26 protein-coding genes are annotated in these 23,205 nt (G+C 59.1%); 8 read left to right on the top strand and 18 right to left on the bottom strand.

All coding sequences use genetic code 11. The features are described from left to right. Positions 1-7 precede the first annotated feature (7 nt). Both pth and AAFN47_RS06715 read right to left on the bottom strand, forming a co-directional pair. Positions 8-715: an aminoacyl-tRNA hydrolase gene (gene pth, locus AAFN47_RS06720; protein WP_499808440.1), complete on the bottom strand. Its 708-nt coding sequence runs from the start codon at positions 713-715 to the stop codon at positions 8-10. Between the two features lie 177 nt (positions 716-892). Further along, positions 893-1,564, bottom strand: coding sequence for a 50S ribosomal protein L25/general stress protein Ctc (locus AAFN47_RS06715; protein WP_499808439.1), 672 nt, complete (start codon positions 1,562-1,564; stop codon positions 893-895). 373 nt (positions 1,565-1,937) lie between these two features. On the opposite strand from AAFN47_RS06715, the gene AAFN47_RS06710 reads away from it, so the two are divergent. Further along, complete coding sequence (locus tag AAFN47_RS06710) at positions 1,938-2,516, top strand: TetR/AcrR family transcriptional regulator (protein ID WP_499808438.1); 579 nt, start codon at positions 1,938-1,940, stop codon at positions 2,514-2,516. On the opposite strand, the gene AAFN47_RS06705 is transcribed toward AAFN47_RS06710, so the two are convergent. From AAFN47_RS06705 to lgt, 7 genes are all read right to left on the bottom strand, one after another. After that, positions 2,508-3,596, bottom strand: coding sequence for an AbrB family transcriptional regulator (locus tag AAFN47_RS06705; protein WP_499808437.1), 1,089 nt, complete (start codon positions 3,594-3,596; stop codon positions 2,508-2,510). The genes AAFN47_RS06710 and AAFN47_RS06705 overlap by 9 nt on opposite strands. Continuing rightward, positions 3,593-4,525 carry a ribose-phosphate pyrophosphokinase gene (locus tag AAFN47_RS06700; RefSeq protein WP_499808436.1) on the bottom strand — a complete coding sequence of 311 codons (933 nt, stop codon included), beginning with the start codon at positions 4,523-4,525 and terminating at the stop codon, positions 3,593-3,595. Before AAFN47_RS06700 ends, AAFN47_RS06705 begins: the two co-directional genes overlap by 4 nt. A 122-nt stretch (positions 4,526-4,647) precedes the next feature. Beyond that, entirely contained in the window at positions 4,648-5,238 is a 591-nt protein-coding gene (locus AAFN47_RS06695) for a hypothetical protein (protein ID WP_499808435.1), read from the bottom strand. 30 nt (positions 5,239-5,268) lie between these two features. Continuing rightward, positions 5,269-6,420: a M24 family metallopeptidase gene (locus AAFN47_RS06690; protein WP_499808434.1), complete on the bottom strand. Its 1,152-nt coding sequence runs from the start codon at positions 6,418-6,420 to the stop codon at positions 5,269-5,271. Beyond that, positions 6,404-7,222, bottom strand: coding sequence for a peptidoglycan editing factor PgeF (pgeF, locus tag AAFN47_RS06685; RefSeq protein ID WP_499808433.1), 819 nt, complete (start codon positions 7,220-7,222; stop codon positions 6,404-6,406). The genes AAFN47_RS06690 and pgeF overlap by 17 nt, the downstream gene beginning before the upstream one ends. Positions 7,223-7,275: 53 nt before the next feature. Further along, positions 7,276-8,367 (bottom strand): class I SAM-dependent methyltransferase, encoded by a 1,092-nt coding sequence (locus AAFN47_RS06680; RefSeq protein ID WP_499808432.1) that lies wholly within the window; start codon positions 8,365-8,367, stop codon positions 7,276-7,278. Beyond that, complete coding sequence (gene lgt / locus AAFN47_RS06675) at positions 8,364-9,212, bottom strand: prolipoprotein diacylglyceryl transferase (RefSeq protein WP_499808431.1); 849 nt, start codon at positions 9,210-9,212, stop codon at positions 8,364-8,366. Before lgt ends, AAFN47_RS06680 begins: the two co-directional genes overlap by 4 nt. Before the next feature lie 331 nt (positions 9,213-9,543). On the opposite strand from lgt, the gene AAFN47_RS06670 reads away from it, so the two are divergent. The 4 genes from AAFN47_RS06670 (at position 9,544) to AAFN47_RS06655 (ending at position 11,838) form a co-directional block, all read left to right on the top strand. Then, positions 9,544-9,858 carry an accessory factor UbiK family protein gene (locus tag AAFN47_RS06670; RefSeq protein WP_499808430.1) on the top strand — a complete coding sequence of 105 codons (315 nt, stop codon included), beginning with the start codon at positions 9,544-9,546 and terminating at the stop codon, positions 9,856-9,858. Positions 9,859-10,174: 316 nt separating this feature from the next. Then, positions 10,175-10,675 carry a type III secretion system chaperone family protein gene (locus tag AAFN47_RS06665; RefSeq protein WP_499808429.1) on the top strand — a complete coding sequence of 167 codons (501 nt, stop codon included), beginning with the start codon at positions 10,175-10,177 and terminating at the stop codon, positions 10,673-10,675. Positions 10,676-10,680: 5 nt separating this feature from the next. Continuing rightward, positions 10,681-11,490: a pyrroline-5-carboxylate reductase gene (gene proC / locus AAFN47_RS06660; RefSeq protein WP_499808428.1), complete on the top strand. Its 810-nt coding sequence runs from the start codon at positions 10,681-10,683 to the stop codon at positions 11,488-11,490. Positions 11,491-11,496: 6 nt separating this feature from the next. Continuing rightward, on the top strand, positions 11,497-11,838 hold the full coding sequence (locus AAFN47_RS06655) for a tRNA-binding protein (protein WP_499808427.1): 342 nt from the start codon (positions 11,497-11,499) through the stop codon (positions 11,836-11,838). Positions 11,839-11,846: 8 nt separating this feature from the next. On the opposite strand, the gene AAFN47_RS06650 is transcribed toward AAFN47_RS06655, so the two are convergent. Genes AAFN47_RS06650 through AAFN47_RS06640 form a run of 3 tightly spaced genes read right to left on the bottom strand, consistent with a single transcriptional unit; the run spans position 11,847 to position 14,484 of the window. Further along, positions 11,847-13,229 (bottom strand): ATP-binding protein, encoded by a 1,383-nt coding sequence (locus AAFN47_RS06650; RefSeq protein ID WP_499808426.1) that lies wholly within the window; start codon positions 13,227-13,229, stop codon positions 11,847-11,849. A gap of 52 nt (positions 13,230-13,281) precedes the next feature. Then, entirely contained in the window at positions 13,282-13,980 is a 699-nt protein-coding gene (locus tag AAFN47_RS06645; protein WP_499808425.1) for a response regulator, read from the bottom strand. Between the two features lie 21 nt (positions 13,981-14,001). Beyond that, positions 14,002-14,484, bottom strand: coding sequence for a MarR family winged helix-turn-helix transcriptional regulator (locus tag AAFN47_RS06640; protein WP_499808424.1), 483 nt, complete (start codon positions 14,482-14,484; stop codon positions 14,002-14,004). A 206-nt stretch (positions 14,485-14,690) separates the two neighbouring features. Between AAFN47_RS06640 and AAFN47_RS06635 the strand changes: the two genes are divergently transcribed. Both AAFN47_RS06635 and AAFN47_RS06630 read left to right on the top strand, forming a co-directional pair. After that, positions 14,691-15,581 carry a branched-chain amino acid aminotransferase gene (locus tag AAFN47_RS06635; RefSeq protein WP_499808423.1) on the top strand — a complete coding sequence of 297 codons (891 nt, stop codon included), beginning with the start codon at positions 14,691-14,693 and terminating at the stop codon, positions 15,579-15,581. 64 nt (positions 15,582-15,645) lie between these two features. Then, positions 15,646-16,299 carry an MBL fold metallo-hydrolase gene (locus tag AAFN47_RS06630; protein ID WP_499808422.1) on the top strand — a complete coding sequence of 218 codons (654 nt, stop codon included), beginning with the start codon at positions 15,646-15,648 and terminating at the stop codon, positions 16,297-16,299. Positions 16,300-16,305: 6 nt separating this feature from the next. Here AAFN47_RS06630 and AAFN47_RS06625 read toward each other — a convergent pair whose 3' ends face one another. From AAFN47_RS06625 to AAFN47_RS06605, 5 genes are all read right to left on the bottom strand, one after another. Continuing rightward, positions 16,306-16,806, bottom strand: a complete 501-nt coding sequence (locus AAFN47_RS06625; RefSeq protein WP_499808421.1) for a BA14K family protein — start codon at positions 16,804-16,806, stop codon at positions 16,306-16,308. Between the two features lie 189 nt (positions 16,807-16,995). Further along, complete coding sequence (locus AAFN47_RS06620) at positions 16,996-17,280, bottom strand: hypothetical protein (protein ID WP_499808420.1); 285 nt, start codon at positions 17,278-17,280, stop codon at positions 16,996-16,998. A 145-nt stretch (positions 17,281-17,425) separates the two neighbouring features. Next, the gene (locus AAFN47_RS06615; RefSeq protein WP_499808419.1) at positions 17,426-18,442 is read right to left on the bottom strand and encodes an amino acid ABC transporter substrate-binding protein; all 1,017 of its coding nucleotides are present in this window, start codon (positions 18,440-18,442) and stop codon (positions 17,426-17,428) included. A 288-nt stretch (positions 18,443-18,730) separates the two neighbouring features. Next, complete coding sequence (locus AAFN47_RS06610) at positions 18,731-18,946, bottom strand: cold-shock protein (protein ID WP_220229500.1); 216 nt, start codon at positions 18,944-18,946, stop codon at positions 18,731-18,733. 336 nt (positions 18,947-19,282) lie between these two features. Beyond that, the gene (locus AAFN47_RS06605) at positions 19,283-20,182 is read right to left on the bottom strand and encodes a DMT family transporter (RefSeq protein ID WP_499808418.1); all 900 of its coding nucleotides are present in this window, start codon (positions 20,180-20,182) and stop codon (positions 19,283-19,285) included. 461 nt (positions 20,183-20,643) lie between these two features. On the opposite strand from AAFN47_RS06605, the gene AAFN47_RS06600 reads away from it, so the two are divergent. Further along, on the top strand, positions 20,644-21,846 hold the full coding sequence (locus AAFN47_RS06600; protein WP_499808417.1) for a pyridoxal phosphate-dependent aminotransferase: 1,203 nt from the start codon (positions 20,644-20,646) through the stop codon (positions 21,844-21,846). Between the two features lie 412 nt (positions 21,847-22,258). On the opposite strand, the gene AAFN47_RS06595 is transcribed toward AAFN47_RS06600, so the two are convergent. Beyond that, positions 22,259-23,155 (bottom strand): LysR family transcriptional regulator, encoded by an 897-nt coding sequence (locus AAFN47_RS06595; RefSeq protein WP_499808689.1) that lies wholly within the window; start codon positions 23,153-23,155, stop codon positions 22,259-22,261. Positions 23,156-23,205: the final 50 nt, after the last annotated feature.

Below are 23,205 nucleotides of genomic sequence, written 5' to 3'. Positions count from 1 at the left end.
GTTTCGATTATCCGTCCTTGTTTCCGAACAGTTTCTTCAGCATGCCCGCCATAGGCCCCGACGCCTTGTCGATGTCCGGTTTTGTGCGGCGCGCAGCATGGATGTGGGACTGTCCGCTCTTTTTCGTTGCTTCTGCTTTCTTGCCTGCTTCGCCGGCGGCGAGCGCAATCTTGTTCAAAAAGCTGGAGTGCTCGCTCCTGACGAGCATCGCCGCATTCACGCCGATGGCCTCGAGCAGCGGGTCGAGCCATTCACGGTCCTGCTTGGCGAAATTGCCGAGGACGTGCTTGTTGACCAGTTCCTTCGCGCCGGGATGTCCGATGCCGAGCCGCAGACGCGTAAATTCATTGCCGCAATGCGCAGCGATCGAGCGTATGCCGTTGTGTCCGCCATGGCCGCCTCCGGTCTTGATGCGGGCCTTTCCGGGCGCCAGATCGAGTTCGTCATAAATGACGATGAGATCGTCCGTCGACAGTTTGTAGAACCGCATGGTTTCGCCGATGGGTTCGCCTGAGACGTTCATGAAGGATTGCGGCTTGATCAGGAGCGTCTTCTGACCGCCAATGTTGCCTTCGGCGATTTCGCTCTTGAACTTTCTGGTCCATGAGGAAAAGGATTGATGGCGGGCAATGGCATCGACCGCCATGAAACCGATATTGTGACGATTTTCCGCGTAGCGACTGCCGGGATTGCCAAGGCCTGCGATCAGCAGCATTGCTCAGATGTCCCCTGTGTCCGGGATTCAGAGTTCGTCGGTCTGGCCGGCTGCCTCTGCGGCGTCGCCGGAGCGTGAGCGGATAATAGTTCCATCGCGCTGAAATTGAAGGCCCTGCATGGAAATTCTGCGACTGCGGCAGACATGCAGGGCCAAAATTTTGAATGCGGCTGCGACTTAGCCTTCGCTCTCTTCGCCGCCTTCTTCTGCGTCATCGGCTGCTTCCGCTGCTTCTGCATCGTCTTCAGCTTCTTCCGCTTCAGCGCTTTCTTCGCTCTTCAGACCAGCCGGCGTCGCGATCGTCGCGATGGTGAAGTCGCGGTCGGTGATCGTCGGGCTGACGTCTTCAGGAAGGGAAATCTGCGAGATGTGAATGCCGTCGCCGAGTTCCAGTTCCGCGAGATCGGCAACAAAGTTGTCCGGGATCGCGTCGGCCGGGCAGGTCACTTCCACCGCGTGGCGAACAACGTTGAGAACGCCGCCGCGCTTGATGCCCGGGCAGGTTTCCTCGTTGATGAAATGGACGGGGACTTCCACCGTAACAGTCGTGTTCTTCGAAATCCGAAGGAAATCGACATGCATGGTGAAGTCGCGGACCGGATCCAGCTGATAGTCCTTCGGGAGGACACGGATCTTCTTGCCGTCGACGTCGATGGTGGCGAGCGTCGTCAGAAAGCCGCCGCCATGAATTTTGAGCGTCACGTCCTTGTAGGGCAAGGCGATCGACAGGGGGGGTTGCTTGTCACCATAGATGACAGCAGGAATATAACCGTTGCGGCGAAGTTCTCGGGCGGACCCCTTACCTACCCGTTCGCGCGCCTCGGCCTTGAGCTCATAAGAGTCGCTCATGGCATTTCCTTTCGAGGTTCTATATGGAGAGCTTTCCAGGTTGGTAAAAAACGCCGGAAAACTGTGAGCGCCAGTGACGCCCCGTCCGCGTTGCCTCCAAGGGTGTCTGCACGGACCGGCGGTGTATAACCGAGGCCGCCCCTGGACGCAAGGGCCAATCCACCGCGACAACCTGTGTTGCATCGTCTGTTTGCAGGCGTCCCCGGGGATTGCCATATCGGCCGCCTGACATATGTACTGGCGTCATCGGCGGCTGTGGGGACGCGGTCGAAAAAGGGGACAGCCGGCGCGGCTAGAACATCGTCTTTAACGGCGGCGATTTCGTGTTTGAAGGCGCGCTCAGCCGACAGGGGACGAAAAGATACGCTGAACCATGGCAAGGCCACGCGAATTCGAAATGGGAGCGGCTGTTGACGGCGCCATGAACGCCTTCTGGCGGTTCGGCTATTCCGCAACGAACCTGCCGGCGCTGTTGCATGCCATGGGCCTGTCGCGCGGATCTTTCTACAAGGCGTTCGGCGACAAGCATGCGGCATATCTGGCGGCGCTGGACCACTATGAACGCAACAATATTGCGGCGGCGGTATCGCTTCTGACGGACAGTCAACGGGGCGATGGCTTCGAACGCATCCTCACGCTTTTCCGGCAAGCCCAGGAAGATCGGCAGGCAACAGCCCGGGGTTGCTTCGTGTGCAACGCCATGGTCGAAGTGGCGCCGAAAGACGAGCAGGTCGCCGACAAGACCTTGTGCATGACGCGCAAGCTGGAGGATGCGCTCTTCGACGCGATCAGCGATATCGACGAACTCAAACCGCTGGACGACGCGGCGCGCCGGCGCAAGGCCGCGATCGTGACGCGCTTCTATATCGGCTCCAAGGCGACCGGAAAGACCGGCCGTGACACCCAGGACTGGGCGGCGCTGCTCAGGGATATCCTCAAACTGTCAGTCTGAGCGAGATCCGCCCTTGCGTTCATTCGAATTCGGGGTTTTGACAAAGAGCGGGATGAGCGCCAGCAGGATAAACAGCCTGAAGACGTGGTGGCTCGCGACATAGGCCGGGTCGATATGCATATTGACGGCAATCGCGGCCATGGTCTCCAGACCACCCGGCGCATAGGCCAGAAGCACTTGTTTCGGATCGAGACCCGTCACACGGGCGACGGCCAGCGCGCAGGCGAACGAGATGGCGAACGCCGAAACCGTCACGGCGACGGCGGCGCCGGCGGAGCGTCTGAACGCCACCCACGAGACATTGCTGAACCTTGTCCCGATCAGGCTCCCGAGAATCACGAAACACGGAACCGAGAGCCATTGCGGCACGGCGCCGACCGCAATTCCGGTGATGTGGCTCAATGTTGCAATCAGCAAGCCCGCCATCAGGAAAGCCGCCGGCACGCGCGCCTTCAGAAATAGCCAGCCGGCGACGGTCGCCAGGAGGGCGTTGATCAGCAGCCAGGGCAGGCTCATCGCATGGATAGAACCTGTGCTATCGGGGGAAGACAGTCCCATCCCTGCCAGCGTGAACGGCACGAGCAGGGTCAGGGCAAGCAGACGCAGGCTCTGGATCATGCCGATGGCGAGCGTGTCGCTACGGGTTTCCGATGCGAGGCTGAAGACATAGCTCAGATGTCCCGGTGTCGCCGCAAGCAGAGCTGAGTTGCTGTCGAGTTTCCAGATGCGCGCAAGCATCGCCCAGCCGGTGACCATGACGAGCGCAACGCTAAAGATCAGACCGATGAAACTCAGCGGCCATTGCCGGGCCGCCTCCAGCGTCGCCGGCGAAACGCCGGACCCCATCACCATGCCTATGACGATGAAACTGACGTGGCGCAAAAAGACCGGCACGTCGAGTTCCAGTCCGGCGAAACCGGCGATCGTGACGGCAATCAGTGGGCCGGTCAGAAACGCTGCGGGAAAATGCAGAAAAGCCGCGATCACGGCGCCGGCGGCGCCGATGGCGAGAGTGGCAAGCACGATCCTGGTCTGACGGACCGGTATGCGGTCCTTCCAACTGGATACGTTCGCGCTCAATCGAACAGGCTGGAAACCGAGGATTCAGACGCCGTGCGGTTGATCGCCTCGCCGATGAGGCTGGCAGTGCTGATGACCCGAATGTTGTGAGCGTTCTGAACTGCGGTGGTGGGCTGGATGGAATCGGTGATCACCAGTTCCGTCAGTTTGGAGGAGGTGACGCGCGCGACCGCGCCTCCGGACAAAACGCCGTGCGTGATATAGGCGGTGACGCTGGTGGCGCCGTTCTTCAGCAGCGCTTCGGCCGCGTTGCAGAGCGTTCCGCCCGAATCGACGATGTCGTCGATGAGGATACAGTCTTTTCCGTCGACATCGCCGATGACGTTCATCACTTCCGATTCGCCGGGTCTGTCGCGTCTCTTGTCGACGATGGCGAGCAGGGCGTCGAGGCGTTTTGCGAGCGCCCGGGCTCGTACGACGCCGCCGGTGTCCGGGGAGACGACCATGATGTTGGACACATCATAGTGGTCCTTGATGTCGCGGGCGAGAATCGGCACGGCGAAGAGATTGTCGGTCGGAATATCGAAGAAGCCCTGGATCTGGCCGGCGTGCAGGTCGAGGGTCAGAACCCTGTTTGCGCCCGCTTCGGTGATCAGGTTGGAAACGAGTTTGGCCGAGATCGGCGTGCGGGGACCGGGTTTGCGATCCTGGCGGGCGTAGCCGAAATAGGGCAGAACCGCCGTGATGCGCTGCGCGGAGGCGCGCCGCGCGGCGTCGGTCATGATGAGAAGCTCCATCAGGTGATCGTTCGCGGGATACGACGTGGACTGGATGATGAAGACATCCTCGCCCCGGACGTTTTCCTTGATTTCAACGAAGATTTCCTGGTCGGCGAACCGTCTGACGGTAGCGTTCCCAACCGGAATGTTGAGGTAATTGCAGATGGATTCCGCCAGGATCCGGTTGGAGTTGCCTGCGAAAACTTTCATGGCGCTGCCTGTCGTCACGGTGTTCTACCGCGGCTTTTAACGGCCTCGCATGCGATTGCAAGAGACTGGCGCGGGTTTATGTGATTTTAAACAGGAATCAGGAGTTTGCCGGGAAAGGAAATTCACGATCGCGCTATCGCGCGCCAGGCCAGATAGTCGCTGATGGTTTTTGAGGCGATCGTTTCCATGACGCCGGCGCTGACGACCGACCAGGGATCCGACGCGGATCCTTGCACGACTTCCTGGCCGCGGATGCGGTGGAGGCGCGCGCCATTGTTGTCGAGGACATCCCAGACGAAGGCGACGGTCGTCGTGTCGCCGTCTGAAAACGAGGAGAAGTAACCCTTCAGGATGTGATCGCTGTCGCCGCTCAGCGCATTGACGATCATCAGCCCATTGCTGCGGGCCGCGGAGCCGAGACCGCTCGACAAGGGTTGAACCGCGCTGACCGGCGCGCCGATGACGGGCGTGAAGCTGATGGTTCCCTTGCGGCGGCCGGGAAGCGCCGTCAGGGCGTTCTGGATGGGCGCTCCCGAGGTTTGCGTCTGCGTATTTCCGTTGACGAAGCCGGTCTGCTGCAGCGTCTGCTGTTCACCCGGAATGTCCGCCGGGGGCTGCGGACCCCGGGACAGGCCGAGTGTCCTGCCCGCATTGCAGCCGGCAAGCGCCAGTATCAATACACCGACTATCGTCAAGGTCGGGATCGTTCGCACGCCTGCGCTTTCCTTTCCCCGCTCTTAGTCCTACCGGATGATCAGGTCGAGGCCGTGCGCCGAAAGCGGCGTCGGCCCCTCTTCTCCGGTAAGATATGTCTGGCCGAGCGTCATGGCCGTATTGGTTTCCGAATCCATGATGATCATGTGCACGAACAGGGACATGTCAGGCCGGATTTCCTGCTGGTTGCCGGAAAAGAACATTTCGCGCTCCATCCAGCTTGGCGTAAAGCGCGCGCCCAGCGAATAACCGCAGGCGTTCAGCCTGTGCCGGGTCATTCCCCGTTGTTCCATCGTGCTGGCGTGGGTGGAGAAAACGTCACCGAAGGTGTGGCCCGGACGCAGCACCGCTTCGATTTCCTCGATGGTCTCGCGGCATACGTCGTAGAGTTCCAGATGCCTTTCCGTCGGCTTTCCGACGATGACAGTGCGCATCATCGCTACATGGTAATGGGCGTAGACTCCGGCCCATTCGAGCGTGAGCTGATCGTTTTCATCGAGTTTTCTGCGGCCGGCCTTGTAACGGCAGAGCAGGGCGTCCACGCCGGATCCGATGATGAACTCGTTCGCCGGATAATCTCCGCCACCGGCAAAGACGGCGGCCTGCATGGCGGCGAGAATATCGCCTTCGTCCGCGCCGGGCGCGACGAGCGGTAGGGCGGCGTCAAGCGCCGCGTCGGCGAGCGTCGCGGCCTGTTTGACATAGTCGATTTCCGCCGGGCTCTTTGTCAGCCGTAAACGCGATATGATATGCGACGCCTCGCTGAGATCGGCGAAGGATTGCAACTGATTGTCAAGCTTGTGGCAATTGCCGCCCGTCAGGCCATGCGTTTCGTATTCGACGCCGATTCTGCTGCCCAGCAGATCGAGATCGTTCAGCAGGTTCTTCAGGTCGACCGCCGGATCAGCGTTGGCGCGGTCCGTCCAGATCGAGATGTTTTCGATGATCGAGGTATGACGCGCCTGGCGCATGTCCGCCGAGCGGGTCAACAAGGTCATGGAGCCGTCGGCGGTGACGACGAGCGTCTGGAAGAAGCAGAAGCCGAACGTGTCGTATCCCGTCAGCCAGTACATGCTCTCCTGGGCGAAGAGCAGCATAGCGTCGAGCTTGTTGTCTTCCATCGCATCCAGCAAGCGACGCATTCGCCACTTGTATTCTTCCCTCTCAAACTGCAGCGCCATGATTCTCCCCGTCAATTATGCTTATTGCAGAAATCTGCCGGCCGTAGTCCGGCTCGCCACGATGCGTGGCGCGTCTGAATGAAAAGAAGCGGTCTTCGTCGGCGTAGGTGCATTCGCCCACAGAATCCGCGCGCACGCCAGCCGTCGCCAGCCGGTCGAGCGTAAAGGCCTGGAGATCGAACATCCGGTGTCCGTCAGTGGCCGAAGGTTCGAAATAGATCGCGTTGGCGCTGCCTTGCGCCAGGAACCGATCGACGAATTCCGGACCGACCTCGTAATTTGCGCCACTGATGGACGGGCCGAGGCAGGCGATGATGGCCTCGCGTCTCGCGCCCAGCGACACCATCGCTTCGATCGTCGCTTCAGCCACGCCGTTGAAAGCGCCTTTCCAGCCCGCATGGGCGGCGCCGATGACGCCGGCCTCCGGATCGGCGAACAGGATCGGACCACAATCCGCGGTGAGCACGCCGAGCACGATGCCGGGCGTGGCGGTGACGAGGGCGTCGGCTTTCGGCCGGCTGTCGTCCATCGGTCGATCCACCACGACGACGTCCGTGGAGTGAATCTGGTGGAGGGTGGCCAGACGATCCTCCGGCAAATGGAACCAGCGGCAAACCCGGGCACGGTTCTCTCGTACGTCGTCCGGGACGTCATCCGATCCGAGGCCAACGTTCAATCCGCGATAGATTCCCCCGGACGTTCCTCCGATCCGGGTGAAATAGCCATGGCGGATTGCGGTTTTTGAACAGGCCTCCTCCAGCAAATCGCTGACAATCGGTTCAGGTCGGCCCAGGTCAAGCATGGTTGGCCCCTCAGCTTCGCACGGTCAAATGATGTGTAATGTGACCGTGCATGTCAATTATCCGTAAAAAATGGCGCCAGTTCCAGTTTGTCGCCGGTGACGCACATTACCTTGAAAAGGTTACCCATATCATGACTTCCGTCGCCTGCAAGGCGGTGCACGGCAGCGGAAATTTGTTGCTGCGCGTCTTCATCCTTGTCGGCGCCGAGCCGTCCGGCGCGTTCAAGAAGGCCGAGCGCGAGCAGGAAATCGCCCTGCGTCATCACCGGCATGACATGAACGCCGCTCATGGCTTGCGCCAGCATTTCAAAGTCGACATGGCTTGTCAGATCAGCCTCTCCGGGCGTGTCGAGCACAGGCGCGTATCTGTGTTCACGCACCGCCTGCAAGGTGTCGCCGTAGCCGGAGCGGGCGTGCCCGTAGTCGATAATGAGACCGGCGCCGCCATCTCTTTCAATCCGCTCTGCGATCTTTGCGGCGACCGCATTGCGGGCAGGGGAAATCTCGAACACTGTTCCGGGGCTGACGGCGGTAGGAACGGGAAGAAGGCTGTCGTCGAGAGAAGCCGATCCGACCGAAAAGACAAGCTCGTCATCGTCGTCGAGCGCAACCACCCTCTCGCGGAAACCGGAATCGGTGGAAACGAACTGCCGGATCGGAAGAGCATCGTAAAACTCGTTCGCCACCAACAGCGTGAAACCTGGCTCTATCGTGTCGATGTCATCATGCCAGCGAACGGGCGCCGTGGATGCGGACAGCGCCCTGGACTGTAACTCCCTCAGCCTCTCGCTGGTCTCGAGGAGTTCAATCGTCGCCTTGGCTGCGAGCTCGGGCGCGAGTTTGCTGACCACGCGCATCACATCGGCCATCAGGACGCCGCGTCCCGGACCCAGTTCGACGATCCTGGCAGGCAAGGGCGCGCCATGCGCTTTCCATGCGGTGACAAGGAAGACGCCGATCAATTCGCCGAAAAGCTGGCTGATTTCCGGCGCGGTGATGAAGTCTCCCTCCGCGCCGAAGGGTTCGCGGACTTTGTAATAACCGTAATCCGGATCGGCGAGACACAGGGAGAAGTAGTCAGCGACGCCGATCGGGCCGTTGAGGCGAATCAGGCGGGCGATCTTTTCACCCAACGGGGTTGTCATTTTCCGGTGTCCGCGGTTCTGGCGGCGGCGGGTCTGGCCATCGCCATGACGAGGAGGCCGAGCACCAGCATCGGGGTGGACAGGATCATCCCCATCGTCAGCCAGCCGCCGTACAGATAGCCGATCTGGACATCCGGCTGACGCACGAACTCGACCAGGATGCGGCTGACAGCGTAGCCGGCCAGAAATGCGCCGCTGACGAAACCGGGCGATTTGAGCTTGTCCAGGCGCCAGATGAGGAATGCCAGGAGCGCGAAAAGCGCCAAACCTTCCAGAAACGCTTCATAAAGCTGGCTCGGATGACGCGGCTCCGGCCCTCCGGTCGGAAACACCATGGCCCAGGGGACGTCGGTTGTCTTGCCCCACAATTCGCCATTGATGAAATTGGCGATGCGGCCAAGCAAAAGTCCGAGCGGCGTTGACGCGGCGACAACGTCGAACAGGCTCCAGGTGGAAATGCGCCGGAACCGGGCGAACAGGAACATCGCCAGTATCGTTCCCAGCAGGCCGCCGTGAAACGACATGCCGCCGTTCCAGACCTCAAACAAACTCAAGGGGTTGGCCGCAAAGGTTGGCCAGTCGTAAAACAGCATGTATCCGATGCGACCGCCGACCACGATACCGACGGCGGCCCACAGAAGGAAATCGTCCAGGTCAGTGACCGTCATGGCCGGTGCGCCGCCGGCCCACAGGCGGTTGGTGGAAACCACCTTGCGCGCATAGCGCCAGCCAAGAAGAATGCCGACGACATAGGCGAGGCCGTACCAGTGGATCGCAACGGGTCCGATCGAGAAAATGACCGGATCGATATTCGGATAGGGCAATACCGCCTGAACGGTTTCCATGAACGCGATCTTTCGGTTTTAAGGGCTCAACTGCGCGCGGACCATGCCGGGGTTGTTCTCCTTGTGGTCCGATTCCGACATTTGCTTCCCGATGCGACCCGTCCTGCAGCAAATGTCGGAATCTTCAGGACCGCTAGCTGGATCATATTGTAGTGGAGCTCCAGGTTTGACATTTGAAAAAGAGCTCGCATCTTGCGGGACTCAAATGTCAAATTTGCTCCACCAGGTCAAGGCTTGCATGTCGACGCTGAAACTCCTACCTCTTGGGCGTTCCCGGTTGCAGTGCGACGCGCCGGGATGACTGATTTTTCACAGACAACGAGGCATCGCTATGACATCAGGACCCAATCGATTCATGGATGAATTCGCCCGTTTGATGACGGACGCCGCCGGCGTGGCCCAGAGCGCGCGCAATGAAATGGAAACTGCTTTCAAAACGCAGATGGAGCGGGTGCTCGCCGGTATGGACGTTGTCCAGCGGGAAGAATTCGAAGCGGTGCGGGAGATGGCCGTGAAGGCGCGCGACGAAAACGAGGCGCTGGCGAAACGCATCGATGAACTCGAAGCGCAGCTCTCTGAACAGAAAAAGGCTGCGAAACCATCGACGACGCGCAAAAAGCCGGCTCCGGACACGGCCGCCAAATAAAATTCATAAAAAATTTTAGGCGTTGCGGAATCCGGAAAAATCCTTTGCGCAGAATCTCTTAGAGTCACCGCCCACAACACTGTCCACATGTGATTTGGAGCAGGCTCCAAAAAGGGGCTGGTTCTCTGACTCTGCCATTATACACTGATTTTACAAGATGATTCGAAACGGGTCGCTACGAGGGCCGGTTGATCCGGTTGCTGGTCTGTTTCGCAATCTTGGGCGGGCGAACGGGTTTGCGCGTAACCAGTAATCATGTTTCGGCGTCCGTTTTCGATTACCGTAAATATTGAATTCCAGACTGAGAAGGTGCGGCATGGGTCTTATGGAACTGGTATATGAGCGACAGTCCAATCCGGTCGACATGATCGAGGTTGTCGCAACGAGTAACGAGTGGTCCTTTGAACGGTCGGGCGAAGACGAGATCGCCATGACGATCGAGGGGCGCTGGTCGGATTACCACATCTCATTTTCCTGGATGGAGGATTACGAGGCCCTCCATCTGGCTTGCGCATTCGATATCAATGTGCCGGACAACCGTGTCAACGAGGTGGTCAAGCTCCTGTTCGAGGTAAACGGCCAGGTGCTCATGGGACATTTCGATCTCTGGCAGCAGGAAAATGTCGTCATATTCCGGCAGTCGCTGCTGCTGGCCGGAGGCGCAGAGCCGACCAACGCCCAGGTGGAAGTGCTGCTGTCGAGCGCGCTTGAAACATGTGAACTCTACTTCCAGGCGTTCCAGTTCGTGATCTGGTCGGGAATGGATGCCAAGGCGGCCGTCGAGACGGTCATGTTCGAAACAGTGGGAGAAGCGTGACGGAAATGTCTTCCGCTCCGATCGTCCTTGTAGGCGCCGGCAATATGGGCGGCGCGATGCTGGCCGGATGGCTGGCCTCCGACACGGACGCTGGCTCCCTAGTTATCGTCGATCCGGCGCCGTCGCCGGCAGTGCAGGTCCTTATCGACAAGCACGGCCTGCGGCATGAAAAAACCGCACCTTCCGATGTGAAGGCGGCGATCGTTTTTCTGGCCGTGAAGCCCCAGATGATGGAAGCGGTGCTTCCAACGCTGGCCGGTTTGATCGGCGACTACACGCTGTGCATATCCATTGCTGCAGGCACGACGGTTTCGACAATCCAGTCGTTTCTCGGCGATATCTCCGTGGTTCGGGCAATGCCGAACACGCCTGCTATGGTGGGACGCGGCATAACCGGCGCTTGGGCCAACGCAGCCGTCAGCCCGGTGCAGCGCGACTTCGCTGACAGGATGTTGTCTGTCACGGGACCTGTCGAGTGGGTGGAAGACGAGCCGCTTATCGACGCCATCACCGCGGTGTCGGGCAGCGGGCCCGCTTACGTTTTCTATCTCGTCGAATGCATGGCCGAGGCCGGTCGCAGGGCGGGACTGGACGAGGATATCGCGATGCGGCTTGCGCGAGCGACAGTATCGGGCGCCGGAGAACTGATGCACCGTTCCGACGATCCGGCAGCGACCCTGCGCAAGAACGTCACTTCGCCCGGCGGGACGACGGCGGCGGCTCTTGATGTGCTCATGGGCGACGACGCGATGCAGGATCTCTTGACGCGCGCTGTCGCTGCTGCAAAAAAACGCGCCGGAGAACTGGCGGGGTAATTTGCGATGAGCGAGACGATTGCATGGCAGGATTTCGAGAAGGTCGACATCCGTGCTGGAACCATCGTTGAGGCCTCCGAATTCCCCGAGGCCCGCAAGCCGGCGATCAAGCTGAAGGTCGATTTTGGGCCGGAGATCGGCGTCAAGAAATCCTCCGCCCAGATCACCAAATATTATGAGCCCGGCGAACTTGTCGGCCGGCAGGTGATGGCGGTCGTGAATTTCCCGCCGCGGCAGATCGGGCCGTTCATGTCCGAGGTGCTGGTTCTCGGCTTTCCGGATGAAGAGGGCGCGGTCGTGCTTGCGGCGATCGACAAAAAGGTGCCCGACGGCGGCAAGCTGTTTTAGCGCCGCGTTTAAGCCGGAACGCGGACGATTGCCTGCAGACCGCCTTGTGGGCTTGTCGACAATCTTATGTCGCCGCCGTGGCTTCTGGCGATATCCCTTGCGATTGAAAGGCCGAGGCCGGTGCCGCTCGTATCCTGGTTTCGAGCCGCGTCGAGCCGGAAGAACGGTTTGAACACCTCTTCCCGCATCTCCTCCGGTATGCCCGGTCCGTCGTCGTTGACAGTGATCGTCAGCCAACTGCGGTTGACCTGTACCTGAATGTCGACGTGGTCGGCGTATCGCCAGGCGTTCGAAACCAGATTGGTGACAAGCCTGGTGAATGCTTTCGGCCGAACCGTGACGATTGGATTGCCCTCGATCGACGTGGTCTGGCTGTGGCCGCGGAGTTTGGCGTCGTCTGCGAGTTTTTTCAGCAATTCCTCAAGGTCGAGTTCGCCGACATCCTCTTCGGCCTCGCCGCGGGCAAAGGACAGATATCCCTCCAGCATTGATTGCATGTCGTCGACATCATCGCTCAGGTTCTTTACTTCGTCGGCGTTTCCAATGAGGGCAAGTTGCAGTCGAAACCGGGTGAGGATGGTTCTGAGGTCATGGCTGACGCCGGTCAGCATGGCGGTGCGCTGTTCGATCTGCCGCTCAATGCGTTCGCGCATACGGATAAACGCGAGGCCTGCCCGTCGCACCTCGTCGGCGCCGCGCGGGCGGAAATCCTCCGGCGTTTTCTGACCCTTCCCGAAGGATTCGGCAGCCTGAGCAAGGCTGAGAATCGGCCGGATCTGGCCGCGCAGGAACAGGATGGCGATGACCAGCAGCACTAGCGACGTGCCGACCATCCACAACAGGAAGATATGGGTGTTCGACGCATAGGCCTGGCTGCGCCGCGCGAAGACACGGATTATCTTGTCGTCCAGAAGTATCCGGATCACCACGAGATTGGAGTTGCCGACCGTGTCGATCCAGAACGGACGCCGGATCTGGTGGGTGATTTCCTCGCTCAGAATGGAATCGAGTATCGAGAAAAACGGCTTTGTCATTGGCGGCGGCAGGCTGCCGGCCGGCTCAATTGCGACGCTCAGCCCCAGACGTTGTGCGGCTATGCGTTCGATCTCGTCATAATTGGCGTCCTGCGGATAGGTATCGATCACATCGATGATCGCGGCGATGTCGCGCACCACTGCGGTCGACAGGCGTTGCGTCACGGTTTGCCAGTGGCGCTCCATGAAGACGAAAGCGATAACCGACTGAAGCAGCACCATCGGAACGATGATGATCAGCAAGGTCCGTCCGTAGAGGCCGGTCGGAATGCGCCGGGTGAACCAGCGCGTAAAGCGGTTCAGGCCGCGGGGCGGATGCTGTTCGTATTCGCGTCTTATGGAATCTGTGGTTGTCATCAGCCGTCCCTGCCGTGGAACTCCTGCCACGACTGTCGAAATCGGCTACACCTTATTCTACACTCAGGCGGTATCCAATGCCCCTGACCGTTTGCAGCCACATCGGATTGGCCGGGTCGTCCTCGATCTTGCGGCGCAGCCGGTTGATCTGGACGTCGATCGTCCGTTCGCCGATGCCGACGTCGTTGCCGACCAGTTCGTGGCGCGGAATGGTCTCGCCCGGACGTTCGGCGAAATGAACCATGATTTCCTGCTCACGGTCGGTTAGCCGAATCACGTTGGCGCCGCGCTTGAGTTCGCGCCGGGCGAGGCCGAACGTGTAGGGGCCGAATACGATCTGCTCGATCTTCTGAATATCGACCGGGCCGCCGCGTTTCAGGATGTTGTTGATGCGCAAGACAAGTTCACGCGGATCGAACGGCTTGGGCAGGTAATCATCGGCGCCGGCTTCCAGGCCTTCCAGGCGATGGTCTATCTCTGCGAGCGCCGTCAGCATGAGGATCGGGACGTCGCGCACTTCGCGCAGCGATTTCGTGAGGTTCACGCCGTTTTCACCGGGCATCATCACATCCACGATCAGGAGATCGAATTCGAGGCCGGCAAGCTTCCGGCGCGCTTCGGTCGCGTCGCTTGCGGTCGTGACGCGATAGCCCTGCTCGGTGAGGTACCGATTGAGCAGGTCCCTGATTCGGGTGTCGTCATCGATGACAAGAAGATGCGCCGCGTCGTCGGAGAGGGGTTTTGCAGCCATGCGATCGTCCTTCTTCTGCGCTCAATCCTTGTCGGTCATTCTTTGCAGGAATGTCCTGACCATATCACGACCTTGCGGATCAAGCGCACTAAGTGCTTTGGCTATGCGGCGAGACTGTGGCCGCGCCAGCTCCAGCGCCAGTTCGCGCCCTTTCAGAGTCGGATACAGTCGGCGCTGTCGGCGGTCCTTCGGACCGACGACCTGGTGGATATAGCCTGAATCCACCAGTTGCTTGAGAACCCGCGCCAGGCTCTGCTTGGTGATGCGCAGCGTGTCGAGGAGGTCGGCGACGGTCATCCCCGGCTGCCGGTTGACGAAATGCACAACGCGGTGGTGCGCCCGCCCGAAACCGGACTTTTCCAGAATGGCGTCCGGATCAGATGTGAAGTCGCGATAGGCGAAGAACAATTGTTCGATCAGATCGAAATCGATGCCCTCGGCGCCGGAAATCGGTCCGGTTACAGTTTCTTCCTCGGAAGTCTTCCTTGCCCGTTCGGATGACATGTGGTCATTTCCCTTCAAATATGTCAGCCTTGTTGACATATTTTCATGCTATTGCTAGCGTTGTCGGGCGTCAAGGATTTGGCGCCGTGGCCGGATCATCGTCGGAAAAATCAACGATGGACAACCCCTAGCGGGTTTTATACGGAAACAAGAAGGTCCCGCAATCAAAACAACCAGGCTCGCTTCAAGCGCCGGAGGAAAACGCTATGGCATCGGCTCCTTTCGATCAACTCGATGGACATATTTGGTTCAATGGAGAATTCGTCCCCTGGAAGGACGCGAAGGTGCATGTGCTGACGCACGGACTGCACTATGCAAGCAGCGTCTTCGAGGGCGAACGCGCCTATGGCGGCGAAATCTTCAAGCTCCGCGAACATACGGAGCGTCTTTTTGAATCGGCGCGCATCCTTGGATTCGAAATTCCCTTCACCGTCGAGGATATCGACCAGGCCTGCAACAGCCTTTTGAAGATGCAGGGCTTTGACGACGCCTACATCCGTCCCGTCGCATGGCGCGGCAGCGAGATGATGGGCGTTTCGGCGCAGAGCAACAAGATCAACGTGGCGATCGCGATCTGGCAGTGGCCGTCCTATTTCAAGCCGGAAGAGCGGCTCAAAGGCATTCGTCTGGATATCGCCCAGTACCGGCGGCCTGATCCGGCGACCGCTCCCAGCAAAGCCAAGGCGGCCGGTCTTTACATGATCTGCACTCTGTCCAAACACGCCGCCGAGGCAAAAGGCTATGCGGATGCGTTGATGCTGGACTGGCGCGGTCGTGTGGCTGAAGCAACGGGCGCGAACATCTTCTTCGTCAAGGACGGGGTCATTCATACGCCGACGCCGGACTGTTTTCTTGACGGCATCACCCGACGGACGGTGATCGATCTTGCGAAAAAGCGCAACTACGAGGTTGTCGAGCGCACGATCATGCCGGAGGAAATGGCGGAGTTCGAGCAGTGCTTCCTGACCGGAACGGCGGCCGAAGTCACGCCGGTTTCAGAAATCGGACCGTACCGCTTCACTGTGGGCGAAATTACCGAAAACCTGATGAACGACTACACGCACGCCGTGCAACCGATCAAGCAGGCCGCTGAATAGCAGGCGGTTCATGAGGGGCGCAGGGCGTTGCGCCTGACAGCGCCCGGTCTTCGGAGGAAAATTTATGGGTCAGCTCCAGGCGGGGATCATCCCGGTCACCGCATTCCAGCAGAATTGCACCATCCTTTTCGATTCCGAAAGCAAGAAGGGGGTCGTCATCGATCCGGGCGGCGATGTGGACCAGATCAAGGAGGTGATTGAGAAGAACGCCATTGACGTGACGGCGATCTGGCTGACCCACGGGCATATCGATCACGCCGGCGGCGCGATGGATCTGAAGGATGCGCTGGGCGTGGAGATCATCGGCCCGCATCGCGACGACCTGCCGCTGCTGAGCGGGCTGGAGGATCAGGCGGCGATGTTCGGCCTGGACGGCGCCGTCAGAAATGTGACGCCCGACAAGTGGCTGGAAGAGGGCGAGAACGTCGCCTTCGATGGCCACACATTCGAGGTCTATCATTGTCCCGGCCACGCGCCAGGCCATGTGATCTATCATAATCGCGCCGCGAATTTCGCCCATGTCGGCGATGTGCTCTTTCGCGGGTCGATCGGCAGAACCGATCTTCCCGGCGGCGACCATCAACAGTTGTTGGAATCGATCCGCACGAAGGTTTTTCCGCTGGGCGACGATGTCGGCTTCATTTGCGGCCATGGCCCCGGCGGCAGGATTGGCGAGGAACGCCGCACCAATCCTTTCCTGACCGGGCTGTCCGCCTGACGCGTTCTATCTGACGACGCAGAAGTGATCCCTGCCGTCATAGCCGCGGTAGGTGCCTTTTGTCGCGTCGAACGAGCGGTACCTGTTTGCGCAGTAGCGGTACCATTCGTCGCTCCAGGGTTCGGCGCCCGCGACGGGCCCGCTTGTGCGGTAGCCGGCCGGCGGAGGAGCTGACGGCGCAGGCAACGGATTGTTGTACGATCCTGGTCGGTTGCTTTCCGCAATGGCGCCGCCGATGATGGCCCCTGTCGCAAGCCCGAGCACGCCGAGGGCGACTGCGTCGTCACCGTAATAGTAGCCGCGCGGACCGTAGTAGGCGCGCGGACCGTACCAATAGGGACGGGGCCCATATCTCGGTCCCCAGCGCGGATACGGCGCCTTGTGCCATTTTCCGTAGTTTTTGTGGGGCGGTGGAGGCGGTCCTCCGGCGTTTGCGCCGCTGAGCGGCAGCATGACCGAAACCGACATGGCCATAACGGCCAAAAGCGATTTACTCAGCAAGTTCATGTGTTCATTCCCGCATTTGCATCATTCCGAGAAACGGATCGTTCGATGCATCCGTTCCCGGCTATTATGAGATCCTGTTGCTGAACGGAATCTGAACAAACAAATTCGGTTATCCTGTGGCGCCACCAAATTGCGCCGCAAGCGCCCATATTTGCCGGGTCGCGGACTCTGGAATTCCGGAGACTGGCGCTATCTGGAATTCGCCAGGGCGTTGCCTAGGAGCGCGCCGGCCGCGAACCCGATGAGGCCAATGGCGGCGGCATTGTCATTCTTCTTGACGACGACGGGATGGCGATAGGCCGGCGGCCGCGGCGCATTCGGCTTATGCGGCTTGTAGATCGGCTGGTGCGGCTGAACATACGGCGGCTTGCCTGGCGCGCCTGGATACATGCCTGCCGCATTGGCGGCGCCGAGCGGCGCAATTGAAGCGACCGCAACGACGGCGGCGATGGCGGTAATTGCAATTTTCTTCATGATCGGCTCCTTTCCGAGCATTGGCAGATCGGCGATCTGCCTTTCCATGCCCGGAAAGTACGATTGTCGCGATGAACCGTATCTGAACGGAAGCCGTTGAAATATTACAATTTTTTAATCTACGCAGCTCTTTCTGCGTTTGTGGTTACCGTATTGGCGGCGCGTAGAGGAGGCCGCCGTCCGTCCATAGTGCGTTCATGCCCCGCGCAATGCCCAGCGGCGTGGCCGGACCGACATTGCGATTGAAGATCTCACCATAATTACCGACATGTTTGATCACATTGTAGGCCCAGTCGTTGCCGAGCCCGATGTCTTCCCCGAATGCGCCTTCCACACCGAGGAGCCGTCTGATCGCGGGGTTTTCGGAGGATTTCATCGCATCGACATTCGCCTGGATGACGCCAAGCTCTTCGGCGTTGATCAGGACGTTTAGAACCCATTTGGCGATGTTGAGCCACTGATCGTCGCCCTGACGAACAACGGGTCCAAGGGGCTCTTTGGAGATGATTTCCGGCAGGATTACATGCGCCTGCGGGTCAGTCAGCTTCTGACGGTTAGCGGCAAGGCCGGAGGCGTCGGTGGTGTAGACGTCGCATCGGTCGGCGTCGTAGGCTTGGGTCACCTCGTCGTTCTTTTCGAAAGCGACCAGTTCGTAGGGCATCTCGTGGAGACGGAAGAAGTCGGCCACGTTCAGTTCGGTGGTGGTGCCGGTAGCGCTGCAGACCGAGGCGCCAGACAGTTCGAGCGCCGATTTGAGGCCGAGGCTCTTGCGCACCATCATGGCCTGCCCGTCATAATACATGACGCCGACGAAATTGGCGCCCAGTGTGGTGTCGCGCGACATGGTCCAGGTCGTCGTGCGCGACAACACGTCGATCTCGCCCGATTGAAGCGCAGTGAACCGTTCCGGCGAAGACAAGGGACGAAATGTGACCGCCTGCGGGTCGTCGAAGATTGCGGCAGCGACGGCGCGGCAGTAATCGACGTCAAATCCGCTCCAGACGCCATTGCTGTCGGGGTTAGAAAAACCGGGATTACCCTGGCTCACCCCACAGGCCAGCTTTCCATTTTCCTTGACCGTATCCAAAGTGGCTGAAACCGCCGGCGCAGCGCCCAAGGCGATGGTTGAGCCGACAAAAAAATTCAGAAACGCGGTTTTCATGCGATCTCTTCCTCCCAAATCGAATTTTGCAAATTACTACAGTATTCAACTCCAGATGGTATTCTGTCTCGGCCGCCATTGGAATATCCAATCCGACTCCTGCGGCAAATTTGCAGAGGCGAGCGATGCAGCAAGGCAAAGGTCCGGTCGCAGGCGCTCGTTCGGCCGCCGTGGCAATTCACGTGCAACCGGCGCAGATGGCGACTTACGACGCGCAAGCTGAGTAGGAACTGGCGACCGAAAATGATAGCGCCCGGCATTGCCGGGCGCTATCACATTACAATCTGATCAGCCGACGATCGACAGGTTGACCGCTTTCGGTCCCTTGCCGCGTCTGTCGGGTTCCGTGTCGAAACTTACTTTCTGATTTTCCATCAGGGTCTCGAGACCCGAATCCTTCAGGGCGGAAATATGTACGAAAATGTCCGACGCGCCATTATCCGGCTTGATAAAGCCGAAGCCCTTGTCGGTATTAAAAAACTTCACAGTGCCAGTCTCGGCCATGCTTTCAGGTCCTCTTTGCTCCGCAGGTCGCTTACCCACGTATCTTGTATTACCCGTTTCCGGGCAAGGCAGGCAGTTCTCGAATTGGTGAGGAAAGGTCCCTGTTATCGTGATCCTGGCGGTTCAAACCACCGGCTAGCTTATCACCCGGAATATTATGCGTCTCCGGTCCGCATGGCTTTCAATAGGTTTTCCCGTGTTCGTAGATTTGCCCGAACGACGCGTAGAGTGATGCAGGTTGTAGAAATTAGCAAGAGAAAGTTTTATGACGATTCCCGATTTGAGTGTTTGTGTTCGGTTAAAGTATTGATAATTAACTAAATAAATAGATTTTTGTTAGTCGGCTGCCTGGTCTCGCATTAGCCTGTTTCGCGTCAAGGGAACTATTTCGACCGCCAGAATTGCCAAAAAAATGAGCAGACAGCCAAAATAGCCCGCTGTCGTGAAGCGTTCGGAAAGCAGCAATGCTCCGAAGAGGGCGGCGAACAACGCCTCCGAAGACAGGCAGATGGCCGCCTGCGCCGGCCTTGTGTAGCGCTGGCCGACCGCTTGAAGTGAGAAGGCCAGGCCACTGGCGAAAATGCCGGAGTATAGAACTTCAGGCGCCGCCGCGACGATCGCGTTAACGCCAACGGGCTCGATGGCCACGGCGACCGCGAGTGAAAGAGCGGCGCAGATGGCGAACTGCACGCTTGAAAGCGCAAGTGGACGACCAGAAGACTGGCCGAAATATCCGATGAGGGTTACCTGGATCGCCCAGAAGACCGCGCAAAGGATCGTCAGCAGGTCTCCGCCTGAAAGACCGGTCATGGATCCACTGCTCAACAGCCAGATGCCGCCGAAGGCGACGGCCGAAGCCGGCCAGATGACGGCGTGTGGCCGCTGTCGGAGGAAGATCACGGACAGCACCGGCACAAAGACCACATAAAGCCCGGTCAGAATTCCGGAATTGGTGACGCTTGTGGATAGCAGGCCCACTTGCTGGCTGGCCATTCCAAGAAACAGGACTACCCCGATCCAGGCGAACCCCGTAATGGTGCTCCGGTCCAGTTTTCCAGGCGCGCGTTTTGCTTCCATATAAGCGAACGGCAGGCACACAAGCGTCGCCAAGACAAAGCGCAGACCTATGAAGAGAAACGGCCCGATGTCGTCCATGGCCGTCGACTGCGCGACGAAACCGGCGCCCCAGATGGCTCCGGCCAGCAACAAAAGCAGATTAGCCTGCGCCCTACTCATCGTGCTCCCCCTGCCTGCAATCCGAAACCGAACGCGGCCTATCAGGATACCAAGCCCCAGGCAAGAAGCCCAGGTTTGCGCCCTGCGAACGGGGCGGATGGAGAGCGGCGGTCAATAAATGACGGTGAGGTTCAAAAACAGCGCGACGCATGAAAACACCGCGAAGGCGCAAAGATAGAAGCGGATCCGCGTCTGTTTTTCCCTGCTATGCTTTTCCGTATAGTCGATATCCGACTGCATAAAACCACCCTCGCATTCGCTCAACACGGCGAAATAGAGATGTGAATTCGGTCGGATAAAAGGCCGAATTACGGTCTTCTCGCGATAAGTTTGTGACAGTCACAAAAGCGTTTAAGTTGTGCCAAAGCCGAGGCTATATGCGCCTTGCGTTTGGATCGCATTTCGCAATAGAAATGAACCCCGTTCCGCCTGCATCCCGATAACGACCGGAGTTACCTGACATGGCATTTCTTGCCGACGCCCTTTCCCGCGTCAAACCGTCCGCCACCATCGCCGTCGCGCAAAAAGCGAGGGAGTTGCGGGCAAGCGGCCGCGACGTCATCAGTCTGGGCGCGGGCGAGCCGGATTTCGATACGCCGGACAATATCAAGGAGTCGGCGATCGACGCCATTCGGCGCGGCGAAACGAAATACCCGCCGGTCGCCGGCATCGTGGAACTCAGGAAGGCGATCTCCGCAAAATTCAAGCGTGAAAACCAGCTCGACTACGCCCTCGACGAAATCATCGTCGGCACGGGCGGCAAGCAGATCCTGTTCAATGCGCTGATGGCGACCCTCAATCCCGACGACGAAGTCGTCATTCCGACGCCCTACTGGGTGAGCTATCCGGAAATGACGGCAATGTTCGGCGGTCGACCGGTCTTTGCGCAAACGACGCTGGAGAACAATTTCAAACTGGATCCGGAAACGCTCGAAGCTGCAATTACCGATCGCACCAAGTGGCTGATTTTCAACTCCCCGTCCAACCCTTCCGGCGCCGCCTATGACGAGAGCGAGATGAAGGCGCTGACGGAGGTGCTGAAGCGGCATCCGAATGTCTGGATCCTGTCGGACGACATTTACGAGCACCTCTGCTACGGCGATTTCCGTTTCGTGTCGCCAGCCCAGATCGAACCTTCGCTGAAGGACCGCACGCTGACGATGAACGGCGTTTCAAAGGCCTATGCGATGACCGGCTGGCGGATCGGCTACGCTGGCGGGCCCCGTCAATTGATCAAGGTCATGGAAATGATCCAGAGCCAGCAGACGTCCGGCGCCGCGACGATTGCGCAGTGGGCCGCTGTGGAAGCGCTCAATGGGCCGCAGGACTTCGTGGAGAAGAACAAGGCGGTATTCGAAGCGCGCCGCGACCTGGTGGTGTCTATGCTCAACCAGGCGAGCGGAATCGATTGTCCGACGCCGCAAGGCGCGTTCTATGTCTATCCGTCCTGCGCTGGCCTGATCGGAAAAACCGCGCCAAGCGGCAAGCGCTTAGAGACGGACGAGGACTTCGTCACGGAGTTGCTTGAAGCGGAAGGCGTGGCAGTCGTGCATGGCGCGGCGTTCGGCCTCGGACCGAATTTCAGGATTTCCTATGCAACGTCAGAGGAACAGCTTGAGGAATCCTGCCGCAGAATACAGAGGTTCTGCGCGGCTTGCCGATGACCATATGCAAAACCGCCACGGGTATACAGTCAGGATTTGGCAGGAGCATTCGCGGAAAAAGCATCGGAATCTGCTTATCCGGCGTCATTTCTATAGTGTAGCTAAAAAAAACGGGCCAGGAGATTTCTCTCCGGCCCGAAGCGGGAAGGTTTATAAAACGAAACCTCCAGAGGGGAACAGCTAACAAGGTGGTACTGGGAGGAAATCCACCCGGTCGTTAGCCATCCCCGATATGTTGGTTTCGGTGGTATTTATCAATAGGAAGGGTCGCATATCAGCCATGCGTTTTTGCATAACTGCGCCATTGAACGTTATTTCTCATAGAGTTCGTGCGAAAAACAAGCCGCAATCGCCCTGACAGGCAGGCTGTAGAACACCATGAATTCCTGTTGATAAGTCGCTTCAAAGGCGCTCAGTATTTCCAGTTTCTCGCTTTCGAGATCAGGAAATCCCTGAAGGCATGCAATTTTGCAGAGCTGCGCATTTCTTCCGGATAGCAGAAGAAACTGTCGAACGACGGCACATCCGCGTCGATATCGAGGCGCACGAGGCCTGCGTCATGGCCGACCATGTAGTCCGGTAGCATGGCTATGCCTATGCCGAGCTGCGCGGCGCGCTTGACGGAGGACATGTTGTTGATTTGCAGTTGCGGGGTGCGCGGATTTCCGGGCGACCGCCCGGCGAGCTCCAGCCAATTGACCTCAAGCAGATGGCTTGGAGCGGGCTCGCCGAAGGTGACAATACGATGATCGTCGAAATCCGTGATGGATTCCGGCTCTCCGAAGCGGTTGAGATAGGAGGGCGAGGCGTAGATGTGCATGTGGACTGTAAAGATCTTGCGCTGGATCAGGTCCGGCTGCTGCGGCTGTCGCAGCCTGATCGCGCAATCCGCATGGCGCATCGTCACATCGACTTCCTCGTTGTCGAGAAGCAACTGCACCTGGATATCCGGATAGAGCTCGACGAATTCGTGCATCCTGTCCGTCAGCCATTCCGAACCGAGGCCGACCGTGGTGGTAACGCGCAACTTGCCGCTTGGCGTATCCTTGGACTCGGTCAGGCGCGAGCGCACCGATTCAAGCTTCAAAAGAACGTCATGCGCTGTCCGGTACAGAAGTTCTCCCTGTTCGGTGAGGATCAGGCCACGGGCATGCCTGTGGAACAACGGCGCGCCGATGTCCTGTTCCAGTGAACTGACCTGGCGGCTGATGGCGGATTGCGACAGATGCAGCGTCTCGGCGGCATGGGTAAACGACCCCGCTTCCGCGGCGGCATGGAATATCCGCAATTTGTCCCAGTCCAACGGCATGGCCACGGCTTCTCTTTGTTTCTTTGCGTCTTGCTCTTTTCGCCTGGCGG

The sequence above is a fragment of the Hoeflea sp. CAU 1731 genome, from assembly GCF_039888615.1.
Classification (GTDB): Bacteria; Pseudomonadota; Alphaproteobacteria; order Rhizobiales; family Rhizobiaceae; genus Flavimaribacter.
The sequence above is the reverse complement of the archived record's forward strand: the minus strand, read 5'-3'. Positions and strand labels throughout refer to the sequence as shown.

Coding starts and splice junctions, on each gene's coding strand:
- AAFN47_RS06670 (WP_499808430.1), top strand. CDS start 9,544: ATGACATCAGGACCCAATCGATTCATGGATGAATTCGCCCGTTTGATG.
- AAFN47_RS06630 (WP_499808422.1), top strand. CDS start 15,646: ATGGGTCAGCTCCAGGCGGGGATCATCCCGGTCACCGCATTCCAGCAG.
- AAFN47_RS06665 (WP_499808429.1), top strand. CDS start 10,175: ATGGGTCTTATGGAACTGGTATATGAGCGACAGTCCAATCCGGTCGAC.
- lgt (WP_499808431.1), bottom strand. CDS start 9,212: ATGGAAACCGTTCAGGCGGTATTGCCCTATCCGAATATCGATCCGGTC.
- AAFN47_RS06610 (WP_220229500.1), bottom strand. CDS start 18,946: ATGGCCGAGACTGGCACTGTGAAGTTTTTTAATACCGACAAGGGCTTC.
- AAFN47_RS06700 (WP_499808436.1), bottom strand. CDS start 4,525: ATGAAAGTTTTCGCAGGCAACTCCAACCGGATCCTGGCGGAATCCATC.
- AAFN47_RS06635 (WP_499808423.1), top strand. CDS start 14,691: ATGGCATCGGCTCCTTTCGATCAACTCGATGGACATATTTGGTTCAAT.
- AAFN47_RS06715 (WP_499808439.1), bottom strand. CDS start 1,564: ATGAGCGACTCTTATGAGCTCAAGGCCGAGGCGCGCGAACGGGTAGGT.
- pgeF (WP_499808433.1), bottom strand. CDS start 7,222: ATGCTTGACCTGGGCCGACCTGAACCGATTGTCAGCGATTTGCTGGAG.
- AAFN47_RS06605 (WP_499808418.1), bottom strand. CDS start 20,182: ATGAGTAGGGCGCAGGCTAATCTGCTTTTGTTGCTGGCCGGAGCCATC.
- AAFN47_RS06680 (WP_499808432.1), bottom strand. CDS start 8,367: ATGACAACCCCGTTGGGTGAAAAGATCGCCCGCCTGATTCGCCTCAAC.
- proC (WP_499808428.1), top strand. CDS start 10,681: ATGTCTTCCGCTCCGATCGTCCTTGTAGGCGCCGGCAATATGGGCGGC.
- AAFN47_RS06620 (WP_499808420.1), bottom strand. CDS start 17,280: ATGAAGAAAATTGCAATTACCGCCATCGCCGCCGTCGTTGCGGTCGCT.
- AAFN47_RS06690 (WP_499808434.1), bottom strand. CDS start 6,420: ATGGCGCTGCAGTTTGAGAGGGAAGAATACAAGTGGCGAATGCGTCGC.
- AAFN47_RS06655 (WP_499808427.1), top strand. CDS start 11,497: ATGAGCGAGACGATTGCATGGCAGGATTTCGAGAAGGTCGACATCCGT.
- AAFN47_RS06710 (WP_499808438.1), top strand. CDS start 1,938: ATGGCAAGGCCACGCGAATTCGAAATGGGAGCGGCTGTTGACGGCGCC.
- AAFN47_RS06600 (WP_499808417.1), top strand. CDS start 20,644: ATGGCATTTCTTGCCGACGCCCTTTCCCGCGTCAAACCGTCCGCCACC.
- AAFN47_RS06615 (WP_499808419.1), bottom strand. CDS start 18,442: ATGAAAACCGCGTTTCTGAATTTTTTTGTCGGCTCAACCATCGCCTTG.
- AAFN47_RS06625 (WP_499808421.1), bottom strand. CDS start 16,806: ATGAACTTGCTGAGTAAATCGCTTTTGGCCGTTATGGCCATGTCGGTT.
- AAFN47_RS06640 (WP_499808424.1), bottom strand. CDS start 14,484: ATGTCATCCGAACGGGCAAGGAAGACTTCCGAGGAAGAAACTGTAACC.
- AAFN47_RS06595 (WP_499808689.1), bottom strand. CDS start 23,155: ATGCCGTTGGACTGGGACAAATTGCGGATATTCCATGCCGCCGCGGAA.
- AAFN47_RS06650 (WP_499808426.1), bottom strand. CDS start 13,229: ATGACAACCACAGATTCCATAAGACGCGAATACGAACAGCATCCGCCC.
- pth (WP_499808440.1), bottom strand. CDS start 715: ATGCTGCTGATCGCAGGCCTTGGCAATCCCGGCAGTCGCTACGCGGAA.
- AAFN47_RS06645 (WP_499808425.1), bottom strand. CDS start 13,980: ATGGCTGCAAAACCCCTCTCCGACGACGCGGCGCATCTTCTTGTCATC.